The organism is Solibacillus palustris (assembly GCF_022549215.1).
Lineage (GTDB): Bacteria > Bacillota > Bacilli > Bacillales_A > Planococcaceae > Solibacillus > Solibacillus daqui.
This window is the reverse complement of the sequence record NZ_JAKZFC010000004.1, coordinates 160,994-174,566: the sequence shown is the minus strand read 5'-3', so window position 1 is coordinate 174,566 and position 13,573 is coordinate 160,994. Positions and strand designations below refer to the sequence as shown.

The following is a 13,573-nucleotide window of genomic DNA, read 5'->3' as shown; positions in this document are numbered from 1 at the left end:
TTTATTAATATCCAACTCTGAGGAAATCCGTTACAAAAGATGAATTTACTCAGTGTTACTTATTTTCGGCGGAAACCCATTCTTCTATTTGATACATAAAGAAGACCGGCAATTAAATATGACGGTCTCCTGTAGATTCAGATTTTATCACTTTTAGCCTATTTTCCCCGTGACCTTCCACAATATGCTTCAATATAGAAAGTTTGTTTTCCCAAAATTGCTCGTAAAAAGCAAGCCATTGCTTTAGTTCCGTTAACGGCTCAGGATGCAGTCGGAATATTTTTTCTCTTCCTACCTTATGTCCACTTACTAGTTCAGCTTCTGAAAGGATGCGGAGATGTTTGGCGATTGCGGTACGACTGATTGGAAAATGGGATGTAATTTCTGAAATAGGTAATTCTTTAACTGCAAGTAATCTTAGAACTTCTCTTCGCGTTGGGTCAGCAATCGCTTGAAATACATCATACTTTTGTTGAGATGCGGACATTTAGCTCTCCAATGACTTACGAAGATTTCCGATAATGTTAATCCAGCCACCAGACATTCTATCGTGAATAACCGAAGCCTTTTCGTTCGCTTTCCCTATTAGTTCATCTGACTGTTTCCAACCTCCATGAATAAGTGTGAACTCAGTCTTTTCTCCCAGCTCTTTTAAAATAAAGGTAACAAACCATCCTTCCACATCCCATGAAAAAGAAAGACGATTTGGCGGCTGGATTTCTATCACTTTACAAGGAGAAGGTCCAAAAGGTGATTGAAAATGGAATTCATGTCCTACTTGTGCTAGAAAATCATTAGGCATGAACCATGCTGCAATGCCCTCAGCAGTAGATACTTGTTCCCATACCTTTTGAATCTGTGCTTCAATGACAACAGTCTGTTTTATATCTTGTAATGTTTTTTCCATTAATTCCCCTACTTTTCTCTTCGAATATAAAACCATTTGGTTTCACTTCCCACATTATATAAAACCATTTGGTTTCATGTCAATAATAATTTGCCTCCACCTATCTATTGAAAACATTGTACAATTACGTTTCCAAAGTCTTTCACATCACGTAGATAATCATAGCCTTTTGGATTACCAAAGCTATTAAACGCACGTACTGCTACAATATTTTCGCTTGGAATTACTAGTAGCGTAACGGTTGTATAACCAAGTATTTGATAAGCATCATTTGGAACATTTTCACCGATTTCAGATGCAGCTACTTGAGAACCTTTTACAAACCAGAAGATTCCATTCTCTGGTAGTTCCTTGTTTGAAAACCTCGGGCTTTGTATCGTTGTCGCGAGCTTTAATAATTCTGGATTTATAATAGCTTGTCCGTCGTAACTTCCCTCGTTAATATGCAGTAAGCCCCACTGTGCAAAATCCCTAGCAGAGGCATACATATTCATTTTACTACCATCTACATTTTGAGATGCTGACCAATGTGGATTTGTATCTATTCCGATTACTTCGACAAATGTTTTGTCATATGTGTTGTGCCAATTTGTTTCTTTTAAACTTAATGGCAAAAATACTTCTGTTTGCAGGATTTCAGCTATCGTGCGTTTAGTCGAATGTTGAATAATTTGTGAGATTAACTCAACGTTTATACCGCGATAAGCCCAGCTAGTACCTGAATTGAACTCTCTTATTACTTCTCCAGTATTGTCATTTAAACCATGTGAATGTGTAACAAGATGGCGAATCGTTGTTCCCTTATACACGGTAAGCTGTTGATTAGATGGTAGATATTGAAGTATTTCATCATCTAGAGAACGGATAAAACCTCCATGTAACGCATAGGCCACAGCAAAAGCTACATAACTTTTACGGCATGATGCAAGATGGAATTTCGTATCTGCTTGAACCGCTCTCGCATCCTCTTTTGCACTTTGATAGCCCCAATATTTTTCTATTTTCAATTCATTATTTTGATATAGAATTAGTGCTGCACCAGTACAATTTAATGTTTTGTATGTATTTTCAACTGCCTTTATTATTTCTTTAACCAAATCGCTCATCCTCCCGATTCCCGATAAAAATGACCCTCCTAGATCAAATGAACTTGGTAAGCCATTTACTTCGATATCCTTCTCAACTCTTTATTTAACATTTGATATCTACTTTTTTATATTAATCTTAGCTTGTTTTATCTTTTACGATAGTATTAATTTCTTCAAATCGTTTCACTACAAAGTCAGCCTTTTGCAGTTCATTTTCCTGGGCAAAATCAAAATCTACGCCAATTGATGTTAGTTGATTGTCTGCAGCAGCTTTAATATCAGATGCTCGGTCTCCAATTACAAATCCTTGTTTGATACTATGTTCTTTTATGACAAGCGCTACAAGCTCAGATTTGTTACCTGATGCGATACGATCAATACTATAAACCCCTTTAATCCAACGTGATAATTGGTAGTATTCGACAATTGCTTGTAAATAAGCTGTTTGTCCATTGCTAGCAATGAATAATGGATAGTCTTGCTCTAATTTTTCTAGTGTATATTCGATACCTTCATACAATGCGCCATTTCCATTTTCAATCAGTTTAATAAGTGCACTTTGGAAAATACGATTAGTATTTTCACGCATTTCATCTGTGTGCTGTGGACATAAAGTTTCCCACACGACTGTTAGTGGCACGCCCATAATGTCACGATATTTTTCTATTGGAGTAATGCCTTCCCATAATTCCATTTCACGTAATTGCTGAAAAGTGACTTCAAGTGCAGGTTCTAAAATTCGATTTGTTTGAAATAATGTTCCGTCCATATCAAAAATGATAGCAATGTTCAATTTGTATACGCCCCTTTTGTTTTTTCTTGTATCTATATAGTGTAACTAAAATTTCCAAATAAAGTTCCATATATTTGATTAGTTCATGTTGATTTGTTATTGCCTTGTTGGCTTATTATAATTTATTAATCAATAATATATAGTGTCTGATAATATGTTACAAATGATTAAAGAGACTTGCAATGTAGCAAATCTCTCCTGGTTTTACTTCAATTTCACAAGCGGTACGCTCACATTTTGTGGTCCACAGCCGATTAAAGTGAGTACATTGTTCTGAATTTTGGCCTCACTACAGCTATAGCTTGCTTTGCCATCTTTTTGAACTGCAATTTTGTTATCTTTATACGAAAGTTGCCAAGTTAAGTCTGGTGTTTTAATTTTGATATTTGTAAGATGTTTGTTTGCAAACATTTCAAGTGCTGGTACTTCACTCAGCTTTTTTTGTTCGATAACGTCAATCGTAACAATTTTTTCATCTATTATGTCATCTGTGTTGATAATATTCGCGCCAATTAGTTTGTATAATTGGTCTTCAAGAATAAAAGTTAATCGAACATCTTCTTTGTTTTCATCCACTCCATTTACAAAATAATAGACACCATCTCTTTTCGCTTCTTTAATTTTAAAACCATTAATTGGGTTTGTTACATACGTCATTTCCTCTTTCACATCATCTGAACTAATAAGTAGATTAAGCTCATCAAAATGATGTTGATTAATAGCTTTATTAAGCGTGTCGATAAGCTGCATTGCGGCATACTTTAGTTCATCGCTATTATACGTAAATAAGTTTTTGCTATAGTACGTTGTAAAATTCTCATGCGTCTTCCGCTCTAATCCTTCAAGCAGAGTGCGGTTTTTCTCATAGCGCTGTTGCCAGTCAATCGGCTCATCTATTGCTTGTTGAAGGAGTGCTTCAATTTGCTGAGAGGTTGCCGTAACTTGCTCACCTTTTCTTGTTGTTGTAAATGGCACAATTTCTGCAACTTCATATTTAGTACTATTTCGGATATGGATGAGTGAAATATTGTTGACCGCATCAACCGCTACAACTTCTCCAAGTGTAAGCATTTTATTATGTACAAGAACATTTGGATGCCCTGCAACCTCTTGTGCATTTACTAAAATCCATTTTTCGCGCTCTTTTTGCTTAATGACCTGTCCAGTTGTGTTTACATTTGGTGAATAGACAGCTACTTCATCTGGATACGTCGGTGCAAGGTCCTTTTTTTCGTTCGGGATATTTTGTGCTACCCATGTTGCCTTTTCAGTTGAATCCGAACAGGCAGCAAGAAGCAACACAATACAAATTAATATGAATTTTTTCACAATGTACTCCTTTACAATAATAAGATTATGTAAACTTAACTCTATTCAAATAAAAAGTAGCCGAATACTCGACTACTTACTCATTATAAGGATTTCTTCATTTTTTGCATTACGAAAATCGAAATTGACATCAGAATGAATAAAGTTACGAAAATTAGCTTAGTTATAAAGTGATTTCCAGTTATGTCGAATACATAGCCAATGACAAGAGGTATAACCGCGCTCATCATAAAGCCGCCTGAAAGCACCATTGAACTCCATTCATTTGCCTCTTGATTATTTTTCGCTTCATCAAGTGGCAGCATTAAGCCAATTGGAAATAATCCACTTAAAACTGCCCCGTAAATAACCGTGCCAACCCAAATCGCCCAATTAACATCGATAAAGAAGAATACTGAGCCAATTAATCCCATAAAGACTAATCCAAATAGCCACGCAATACGATTTGGGAATTTGTTAATCATTGATGGAATTACAATATTACCAACTAATTGCACTATCGTCATTAATGTTAATACAGAACCTGCTGTAAGTAAGCTCATCCCCTGCTCTTCTGCAATCGATACTAACCATGTCGTTAAGCTAAAGAACAGCGACGTTTGAAAACCAAAGTATATTAATATTGTCCAGGCAAGCCCGTTTTTCCATGGATTACGTGCAGGCTCTGTAGAAGCTTCTTGCGCCAGTTTCGCTTGTCCTGAATCGACCGTAAGTAACCAGCTAATCATTGCGACAACTGCAAGTACGCCCCATACTCCAAGCGCTAATGCCCAGTTACCTTCAAAACTTTCGTAAAAAATTCCGGTAAAGCCTGAGCTTAATGTCGCACCAAAGCCAATCGCAAATGAATATAGCCCAATTACCGGCGCTATTTTTGTTGGAAATTTTTCTTTTATGAAAGCATTGATCATCGGACTAATTATCGCAATTGCAAAACCAGCTAAAAAGCTTGTAATTACCAGTGCGCTATAGCTTGAAAAAAAGATACGTGCTGACGTTGCAACACCGATCAACGCTAATAATAGTGTAATCGACCATTTATAACCGAATTTTTTTTGAAATGGTACAGCAAGTGGTGCAAATAACCCCATGCAGAAAACTGGGATTGACGTTAATAAGCTTATTTGTGTGCTTGAAACATTAAGTGCCTCACTAATTGTAGATAAAATTGGTCCAACAGATGTTACAGAAGGTCGCAAGTTTATAGATACCAGAAAGATTGCTATTAAAATAAGTAGTATACTTCTTATATTTTTCTGATTCATCGTATATCCTCTTTCTCTTATTCCTATGTTAGTTAGTAAAACATAACCCTTAGATGTCTGACAATTAAAAAGATTATTTAAAGAACACCTCTTTTAGCATGGCTTCATACCGCATACATAAATAAAGCTATGTTGCCATTATAGCAACACAGCTTTAAAAAAGTTGGTATGAAACAGGTTACTTTTTGGGGTGCTTGAAGTAAGGATACAAAAAAGGGATAAAAAATTGATTTAGATTTTTCTTAACTTTAAAGATAAAAACCACTTCCGTTCATAGAATAGTGTCCCCAAATATTTCTACATATTTTGGGTCATACTAAAATTATCACTCCTTCACAAGAAATTATTTTTCCAAATGTGTAAAAGTGGCATTATCTCTACATTTAGGAGTGAGTAAAAATGATTATGAAGGGAAGTTATTCGAATGTTGAAACAACTATTATTTACGCTTGTTGCTGCATTTTTATTCTTTGTTCCTAAGACTTACGCACACACGTACTTAGATTCAACAAATCCTACAGATGGCGCGACAATAACAGAGGAAATACAAAAGATTGATTTAAACTATTCAGGTAAAATTGAAGAAGGCAGTATCTTTAAAGTACTTGCAAGTGATGGGGCCGAAATGGCAATGGAATCATTTATTATAAATGATAGTGTATTAACTGGTACATTAGCTTCTCCCCTTCCTAATGACACCTATAAGGTTGAATGGGATAGTATTAGTGAAGACGGACACCCATTATCAGGTTCATTTTCATTTACAATAAATGCGGTTGCTTCTGATACTAATAACGAAACGGTTCCAGGAGCAGATACCAGTAAGCAAATAGCATCAGATGTAACAAAAATTGTAGATACATTAAAAACTGAAACCGATTCTGAAGATGGAAATTCTATATGGTCACTAATAATTGTCATAACTATTATTTTACTTATAATAACTGTTGTAACTATCTATAGCTATAAGAGAACTTATGTAAAGCGCAAGAAAAATAAATAATCTTTTTTCGAAATAAGCCAATTTTTTCTATATCTTTGCCTATATTATTTCATCAAGTTTTTCAATTAATCTAATTGCGGAATGCCTTTTTTAACTGATGGTATTCCCTTTTTCTATTTGTCGATCTTCCTTTTTTTAATTACAAATCCTACAAGCGTTGCAATAACTAATATGTCCCTATAGGAGGAGGAGAATAATAGTGATATTTATTTAGCAATCAATAGCACTATCTTACAATATATGATGAAATGAGCCTTCTCTTACCCTCACTCACCTTTATACCATTTAAACAGTTCATTCTTTCACATTCTTTTACCTCAGATAACTAAAAAGTCAATCCTTTCATTAACATTTCACCACTTTTAACTAGCAACTGTTATTTAATTTAGCAAGTGGACGTGCTATAATAGAAACATTGTGTGCAAAAGAGAAATCTCCTTTTGAAAGCAATCTAAAATTTAAACGAAAATTATTGGGAGGTACTTACATGATTCAAGTATCAGGCGTTGGTCTACGATATGGTGACCGTAAATTATTTGACGATGTAAATATTAAATTTAATCCAGGGAACTGTTACGGCTTAATCGGAGCAAACGGTGCTGGTAAATCAACATTCTTAAAAATCTTAGCTGGTGATATCGAGGCGCAAGAAGGTAACGTATCAATGGGTAAAGATGAGCGTTTATCTGTATTACGCCAAAACCACTTCGAGTACGATGAGTTCACAGTACTTGATACTGTTGTTATGGGTAACAAACGTCTATGGAAAGTAAAAGCAGAAAAAGATGCCATCTACATGCTGCCAGAAATGACAGATGAAGATGGGATGCGTGCTGCTGAACTTGAAGGCGAATTCGCAGACATGAACGGTTGGGAAGCTGAATCAGATGCAGCTTCATTATTAAACGGTTTAGGTATTGGCGATGAGTTACACTATATGCAAATGGCTGACTTAGAAGGTTCTGACAAAGTAAAAATATTACTTGCTCAAGCTTTATTTGGTCAACCAGATGTTCTTTTACTGGATGAGCCTACCAACCACTTAGACATTAAGGCAATCAAATGGTTAGAAGAGTTCTTAATGAACTTCGAAAACACTGTAATCGTTGTTTCGCATGACCGTCACTTCTTAAACAAAGTATGTACACATATCGCTGACTTAGACTTCGGTAAAATTAAGCTATATGTTGGTAACTATGACTTTTGGTATGAGTCTTCTCAATTAGCACAAAAGTTAATGGCTGACCAAAATGCGAAAAAAGAAGAAAAAATTAAAGAGTTAAAAGAATTCGTTGCACGTTTCTCTGCAAACGCATCAAAATCTTCTCAAGCAACATCTCGTAAAAAGATGTTAGATAAAATTGAACTAGATGATATCCAACCATCAAGCCGTAAATATCCATTCATCAACTTCCAAATCGGTCGTGAAATCGGTAACGACGTATTAACAGTTGATGGTTTAACTGCTTCACACGAAGGCGCAACGTTATTCAAAGACATTCGTTTCTCATTGAACAAAGATGACAAAATCATTTTAATAGGTAACACAATTGCGAAGTCTACATTAATGGACATCTTAACAGAAAACCAACAAGCTGAAGCTGGTACATTCAAATGGGGTGTTACGACTTCTCAAAGCTACTTCGAAATGGATCATGACCAATACTTCACTGGAAGCGAGAAATCATTAGTAGACTGGTTACGCCCATATTCACCTGAAGACGAAACAGAAAGCTTCTTACGTGGCTTCTTAGGTCGTATGTTATTCTCTGGTGAAGAAGTGAAAAAGTCACCTGCAGTTCTTTCAGGAGGCGAAAAAGTACGATGCATGCTTTCTAAAATGATGTTATCGAACTCGAACGTATTATTATTAGATGAGCCTACGAACCACTTAGACCTTGAATCAATTCAAGCGCTAAATGAAGGCTTAATCCGTTTCAAAGGTGCGATGATTTTCACATCTCATGACCACCAATTCATTCAAACAATTGCAAACCGCGTAATTGAAATCCGTGAAGACGGTTCAATTTTAGATAAGCAATTAACTTACGATGAATTCCTAGACTGGAAAGATGAGCAAGGCTTAAAATAATCACTGCTCTCAAATCCTCCAAATGCCCTAATTTTAGGGATATTTGGGGGATTTTTATTTCGTTCAAAGGTAAGTAAAACCCGAATCAAAAATAGCACATCTTTACGGTACGAACTACGAATGGTAAACTAACTTTTATTAGGATAGTTAGCTATTTTAAACACTCGAACACCATGCTTCATTCATTGTTTATCTTCTTCATAAATCTAAAAAAGCTGCTGCCTGCAAGTTACAGACAGCAGCATTAACAAGTTTCCAAACCTATTTCTAAAAATCCTTTTAGTATTAGGCATCTTATATCGAATTACTATAGATACCCAAAATTTCTATAAGTTGATTTCTCATCGTATTGTTTGGATCCATTTGTTTTAATACATCTTGATATTGCTGGATTGAGTAGCGTGATAAAGGTGGTAGTGAGTTGTTTGTAACAAGCTCTTTTAAAAATTGTAGCTGCTGCTCTGTTAACCACATTTCTAGTGTATCTACGCCAATAAATACATAATCCCCTTTTGCATTAATCCCTACTTGTAATGGATATTCAGGTAAGTCAAATGGCAGTTCAGGCTGTGGATCGAGTGCTTCAATCAATTCAGCGTTATTGAGCGTATCCATTGTTGAATACAGCTCTTTCCAAGAAAAGTTCGCTGCATTCCGGTAACTAGCATATACTTCCCCAATATTGTAACGCCCCTTTATATCAAGACCAATATGTTGCTCATACATCTTTTCTTTAAGTGTTTCGTATTCTGCCAGAACTAATAAGTAATCATCAATATAAGTATCAATAGTTATGTCAAACTTAGTTAGTAATGCCTCGATATACTTTTTAAAATATGCATTTTGCATTTGCTGTTGTAGAGTTTCATTTGCCTTTACACGAAGCGCATCTACCGTTTCTTCATCTAATGTGACGTCAAAATTTTGTTCCAAATAATTAAATAAACCATATATCTCAACCATTTGCTCATTGGCCATTCGGTAAGCATAAAATTGCTGAGGAATACCTTCCGTTCGGAATAAATATTCATGTTCATAGATTTTGAGCGTTATTTCTTTATGCTTTCTCAATGTATTTTTATCAAATGTAGGAATTTCATCGAAATGATATGTTACAGGCTGACCAAAATCCATCTCTAATATATCATGCGCAATATCAAATAAAACAAGTATATCTTTGGCAATTACTGATTGCTGATCATTTGTTTCGGCTATTTGTTCTAGCAGTTCTTGATACTGCTTATAATTATATCTCGATAAATCCGTTAATGAATGCTGATATTTCAGTTCTAATAACAAATCTCTTTGTGCATCAGGAAAATTCATCGGAGGAAATTCCTCTGTCGTAAAAATAAGTTCACCATTCTTACCTCTTGCAAACTCAAATCGATGTCCGCCAGACATAAGTGCTGGTTGTGGCTCCATAGGCTGAAGGCGGATTGGTTTTTGTAGCACTAAATATTCTAAATAATCAATGGATATGCCTACTTTATTTTTGAATTTTTCTTCTTGCTCGCCACTTGGATAGCTCATAAATCCTGAACCATCATCAGTTAGACCTTTCCCTGTTTCAAACATTTCACGTTCTAAAATTTCATACTTTTTATCAATAAACAAGTAATGATCTATGTAATCCTGTTCTTTTATTTTTAATTTTGCAAGCATTGTATCGAAATATGCTTTAAATTGCGGATCTTGTAAATCATAGGATAGCTGTTCTGCTATAAGTTTTCGCTGTAATTGCTCTTTTTCTGAGGATAGTTCAATACCTTGCTGTTTAAGGTAATCGAATAGTGAATACATCCGAATTCCCTGACTGAGTGCATTGAATGTAGCCGATTCTTTTGACTCTATTACCCAATTTCGATAAAAGTATTCATATTGGGCAATATTTAAATAAATTTCGCTGATTGGATTTTCAACGACTGGTTGAGCGTCTTTCGTTGGTTCAGATTCAATATTTTGTTTTACTACTTGTGATTGCCTTGTAATTGTTAAAGTCACTAATACAATACACACCACAATAACGCCCATATAAATGAAAGGCTTATTTCGCTTCGATGTCCCCTTTGAAAAAAGATCATTGTTATTCAAATTATTCAATACCCCCACCCCAATGCATTTATAAACACTTTTTACAATATTATAAAAAGCCACACAATCATTTTTGTGTGGCTTTTGAATTAATATGGATTATAATTTCGTAACGTTAGCAGCTTGAGGTCCACGATTGCCTTCAACCACTTCGAATTCCACTTGTTGTGCTTCTTCTAATGTTTTGAAACCTTCACCTTGGATTGCTGAGAAATGTACGAATACATCGTTTTCTCCTTCAATTTCGATGAAGCCAAAACCTTTTTCTGAGTTAAACCATTTTACTTTACCTTGTTTCATTTGTGAAAACCCCCAAAAATAAAAGTGAACAATTCAAATACGCCTCAGCGTAATTGCGTCCAGATTTTTTCAAGCTCGCTTGAAAAATTCACCTAAAAAATCTGTGACATCCGCCGGGGCTTAACTTGATTCAGCCGGGGTTTGACCCCCCGCTGAATCAAGTTAAAAAGCAAATAAAAAATTCACATATTACAGAAAGTACCGTTCAACTAAATCGATTACTTTTTGTAATATGTGAATCTACTTGTTCGGCATTGCAATTTAAATTGTTAAATTAAGTATAAAATCCAATTTTATGGATGTCAATTACATTATTTTGAATTCTACCAATTTTAACGTAAATCATTTTAGATTTGTATATTTTCCGGTGTAAGTACAATAATGCCATGATAAATTTGCGCTTCCTCATCACACGCCTCGCAAAATTCACATTCATCTTCTGACCAAAAGGCATAAAAGAGCTCATTTTTGCATGTTTCATTTTCATAATTTGCACGAAACTTTTGTAATGTGGACTGTAAAGTTGCTTGGAGCTGTTCGTCGGTTTCAAAAAATTGCTCTGAAACAATGAACTCTTCCCAGCCCTCAAACTGCCACCAGGGCTCGTAATCTGCTTTCATATAGATAATTTTATACATAATTTCTAACACCTCTTCTTCCCTATATATTAAAACAACCCGAACAATTATGTCTATTATTGAACATTTGTGTATGATAAAATTATGGGAGTGTCAAATCTAAGGAGGATATTTACAATGTTTTCTGCATTAAAACCAAAAGCTGAATTACATGACTTATTTGAACGTGGTACAGATATAACTGCTACTGGCCGTTTTAAAGAAACATTAGCATTCAATAATTTCAAATTAAAAAATCAAGAAGACTTAAAAAATTTATTTGAGCGTGTTGCGGATGTATCACCAACAATGCAAGAAATATTCAACAAGTATTTAATCGAGATTTCACCTAATGGCCAAAATAATATCTCAAATAGTCAAATAGATCGTTATTTACAGAATTTCTTCTTAGCTGAGCGAAACCATGAATACGTTGACCAAACAATAAAATTTTTCAATTTACTACGTGAAAATAAATTTGAATCTGGTAAATTAATTGTTGTCTTCAATCAATTTTCATTTTACATTACAACGCTAGTACTGCATCATTTTGGTATGAAGCCACATGTTGCATTCCAATATATGAAATCTGTATCAGCAGCAGTCAATATCGAGCAGGAAATATTAATTGAAGTCATGCAAGAGCGTTTACTTGAAAATATCATTGAAGAATTAGCTTCCTTAACCGATGCAAACGCTAATATTATGTATATGAAGGATTTAGTTCAACGCTTAGATAGACAGTCTGATGATATTGCTAGCTCGACTGCAGCGTCCCAACAACTAGCTGCTTCTATTGCAGAAATTGCCCGTACTTCATCGAATATTGCCGAAAAAACAAATGAATCCGTTAATAATGCCGCGCTAGGTAAGCATGCCATCGAACATGCCCTTCAGGAAATCTTCACAACCGAAGAAACATTCACTGAAATTGTACATAGCTTCAAAGAATTACAAAAACATGTAGACGATATTGAAAGTGTAGTAACACTTATTAACCAAATTGCAGATCAAACAAATTTATTAGCTTTAAATGCTTCGATCGAGGCTGCCCGAGCAGGTGATCATGGTAAAGGCTTCGCGGTTGTAGCACAGGAAGTACGTAAGCTTGCAGAAAACACTGTTTCAGCATTAACTAAAGTATCAGCGAATGTTCAATCATTAAAATCGTATTCAAACAATGTTGCATCATCCATTTCTGAAACAACAACGATTATTCGTGAAGCGACAGGTGAAGCAAAGGAATCTTTACCTTTGCTCAATTCCATCGTTGAAATTATTGAAAGCATCAATATGGATGTCACGACAACTGCCGCTGCTTCGCAAGAACAAGCCGCTTCCATCGATGAAATTTCAGTACGCATGGTACAAATTTCTAACTTACAGGAAGATATTCGAGGTTTCGGAAATGACACATCCCGTGACATTCATAAATTAGGTCAAGAAATAACACGCTTCCGAAATGAAGTAACAACATCGACCAACGTACAGCTATCTAGCATTTCTTTATTATTATTATCAAAAGCCGACCATATTTTATGGAAATGGCGAGTATACAACATGTTCTTAGGTTTAGAAAAGCTTTCACCATCTGATGTTTCTTCACATCGTGATTGTCGTCTAGGTAAATGGTATTCATCAGAAAAAACGAAATTGCGCTTTAGCGACCACCATGCTTACCACGAATTAGATCATCACCATGAACAGGTACATATTTCTGCTAGAGCAGCAGTTGAAGCGTATAACGCCGGTAATTTAGGAAAGGCCGAACAGCATCTACATAATATTGAAGCTGCTTCAAAACAAGTAATTAGCTATATTAATGATTTAATTGCCGCAATTGAAAAAGAGCGTTTAATGCATTAATACTCATGAAAGAAGCAAAGCAGGATAGTTTTGCTTCTTTTTAACTTGATTCAGTGGGGTTCAAACCCCGACTGAATAGGGGAACTCAGGCTAAGAACGCCGCATCGTGCGGCAACGCCTGATGACCAACATCGTGTTGGCCTAAGCCTTTTACTTTTTTCGCATGAAAAAAATTGTTACGATAGATATAGGAAAACGAAACCTTTTTCAGTTTCATTC

12 protein-coding genes are annotated in these 13,573 nt (G+C 35.3%); 3 read left to right on the top strand and 9 right to left on the bottom strand.

Annotated features, from left to right (window positions below; genetic code table 11):
- Positions 1–112: 112 nt before the first annotated feature.
- The 6 genes from LZ480_RS12170 to LZ480_RS12145 form a co-directional block, all read right to left on the bottom strand.
- Positions 113–487 (bottom strand): ArsR/SmtB family transcription factor, encoded by a 375-nt coding sequence (locus LZ480_RS12170; protein ID WP_241369713.1) that lies wholly within the window; start codon positions 485–487, stop codon positions 113–115.
- On the bottom strand, positions 488–907 hold the full coding sequence (locus LZ480_RS12165) for an SRPBCC family protein (RefSeq protein ID WP_241369837.1): 420 nt from the start codon (positions 905–907) through the stop codon (positions 488–490).
- A 104-nt stretch (positions 908–1,011) separates the two neighbouring features.
- Positions 1,012–2,004 (bottom strand): serine hydrolase domain-containing protein, encoded by a 993-nt coding sequence (locus LZ480_RS12160; protein WP_241369712.1) that lies wholly within the window; start codon positions 2,002–2,004, stop codon positions 1,012–1,014.
- A 127-nt stretch (positions 2,005–2,131) separates the two neighbouring features.
- Positions 2,132–2,788, bottom strand: a complete 657-nt coding sequence (locus LZ480_RS12155) for an HAD hydrolase-like protein (RefSeq protein WP_241369711.1) — start codon at positions 2,786–2,788, stop codon at positions 2,132–2,134.
- A 204-nt stretch (positions 2,789–2,992) separates the two neighbouring features.
- Complete coding sequence (locus LZ480_RS12150; RefSeq protein ID WP_241369710.1) at positions 2,993–4,117, bottom strand: hypothetical protein; 1,125 nt, start codon at positions 4,115–4,117, stop codon at positions 2,993–2,995.
- 83 nt (positions 4,118–4,200) lie between these two features.
- Positions 4,201–5,382: an MFS transporter gene (locus tag LZ480_RS12145; RefSeq protein WP_241369709.1), complete on the bottom strand. Its 1,182-nt coding sequence runs from the start codon at positions 5,380–5,382 to the stop codon at positions 4,201–4,203.
- 424 nt (positions 5,383–5,806) lie between these two features.
- Between LZ480_RS12145 and LZ480_RS12140 the strand changes: the two genes are divergently transcribed.
- Together LZ480_RS12140 and LZ480_RS12135 are read left to right on the top strand one after the other, a co-directional pair.
- On the top strand, positions 5,807–6,385 hold the full coding sequence (locus tag LZ480_RS12140) for a copper resistance CopC family protein (protein WP_241369708.1): 579 nt from the start codon (positions 5,807–5,809) through the stop codon (positions 6,383–6,385).
- A 487-nt stretch (positions 6,386–6,872) separates the two neighbouring features.
- Positions 6,873–8,477, top strand: a complete 1,605-nt coding sequence (locus LZ480_RS12135) for an ABC-F family ATP-binding cassette domain-containing protein (RefSeq protein ID WP_241369707.1) — start codon at positions 6,873–6,875, stop codon at positions 8,475–8,477.
- A gap of 294 nt (positions 8,478–8,771) precedes the next feature.
- Here LZ480_RS12135 and LZ480_RS12130 read toward each other — a convergent pair whose 3' ends face one another.
- The 3 genes from LZ480_RS12130 to LZ480_RS12120 form a co-directional block, all read right to left on the bottom strand.
- Positions 8,772–10,571, bottom strand: a complete 1,800-nt coding sequence (locus LZ480_RS12130; RefSeq protein ID WP_241369706.1) for a hypothetical protein — start codon at positions 10,569–10,571, stop codon at positions 8,772–8,774.
- A 99-nt stretch (positions 10,572–10,670) separates the two neighbouring features.
- Positions 10,671–10,871: a cold-shock protein gene (locus LZ480_RS12125; RefSeq protein WP_241369705.1), complete on the bottom strand. Its 201-nt coding sequence runs from the start codon at positions 10,869–10,871 to the stop codon at positions 10,671–10,673.
- Between the two features lie 347 nt (positions 10,872–11,218).
- Positions 11,219–11,509, bottom strand: a complete 291-nt coding sequence (locus LZ480_RS12120) for a DUF1033 family protein (RefSeq protein ID WP_241369704.1) — start codon at positions 11,507–11,509, stop codon at positions 11,219–11,221.
- Positions 11,510–11,626: 117 nt separating this feature from the next.
- On the opposite strand from LZ480_RS12120, the gene LZ480_RS12115 reads away from it, so the two are divergent.
- Positions 11,627–13,354, top strand: coding sequence for a methyl-accepting chemotaxis protein (locus tag LZ480_RS12115; protein WP_241369703.1), 1,728 nt, complete (start codon positions 11,627–11,629; stop codon positions 13,352–13,354).
- Positions 13,355–13,573: the final 219 nt, after the last annotated feature.

What these genes read in the sequence shown, in the direction of transcription:
- LZ480_RS12145 (WP_241369709.1), bottom strand. Translation starts at nt 5,382, where the DNA reads ATGAATCAGAAAAATATAAGAAGTATACTACTTATTTTAATAGCAATC.
- LZ480_RS12125 (WP_241369705.1), bottom strand. Translation starts at nt 10,871, where the DNA reads ATGAAACAAGGTAAAGTAAAATGGTTTAACTCAGAAAAAGGTTTTGGC.
- LZ480_RS12120 (WP_241369704.1), bottom strand. Translation starts at nt 11,509, where the DNA reads ATGTATAAAATTATCTATATGAAAGCAGATTACGAGCCCTGGTGGCAG.
- LZ480_RS12135 (WP_241369707.1), top strand. Translation starts at nt 6,873, where the DNA reads ATGATTCAAGTATCAGGCGTTGGTCTACGATATGGTGACCGTAAATTA.
- LZ480_RS12170 (WP_241369713.1), bottom strand. Translation starts at nt 487, where the DNA reads ATGTCCGCATCTCAACAAAAGTATGATGTATTTCAAGCGATTGCTGAC.
- LZ480_RS12140 (WP_241369708.1), top strand. Translation starts at nt 5,807, where the DNA reads ATGTTGAAACAACTATTATTTACGCTTGTTGCTGCATTTTTATTCTTT.
- LZ480_RS12115 (WP_241369703.1), top strand. Translation starts at nt 11,627, where the DNA reads ATGTTTTCTGCATTAAAACCAAAAGCTGAATTACATGACTTATTTGAA.
- LZ480_RS12165 (WP_241369837.1), bottom strand. Translation starts at nt 907, where the DNA reads ATGGAAAAAACATTACAAGATATAAAACAGACTGTTGTCATTGAAGCA.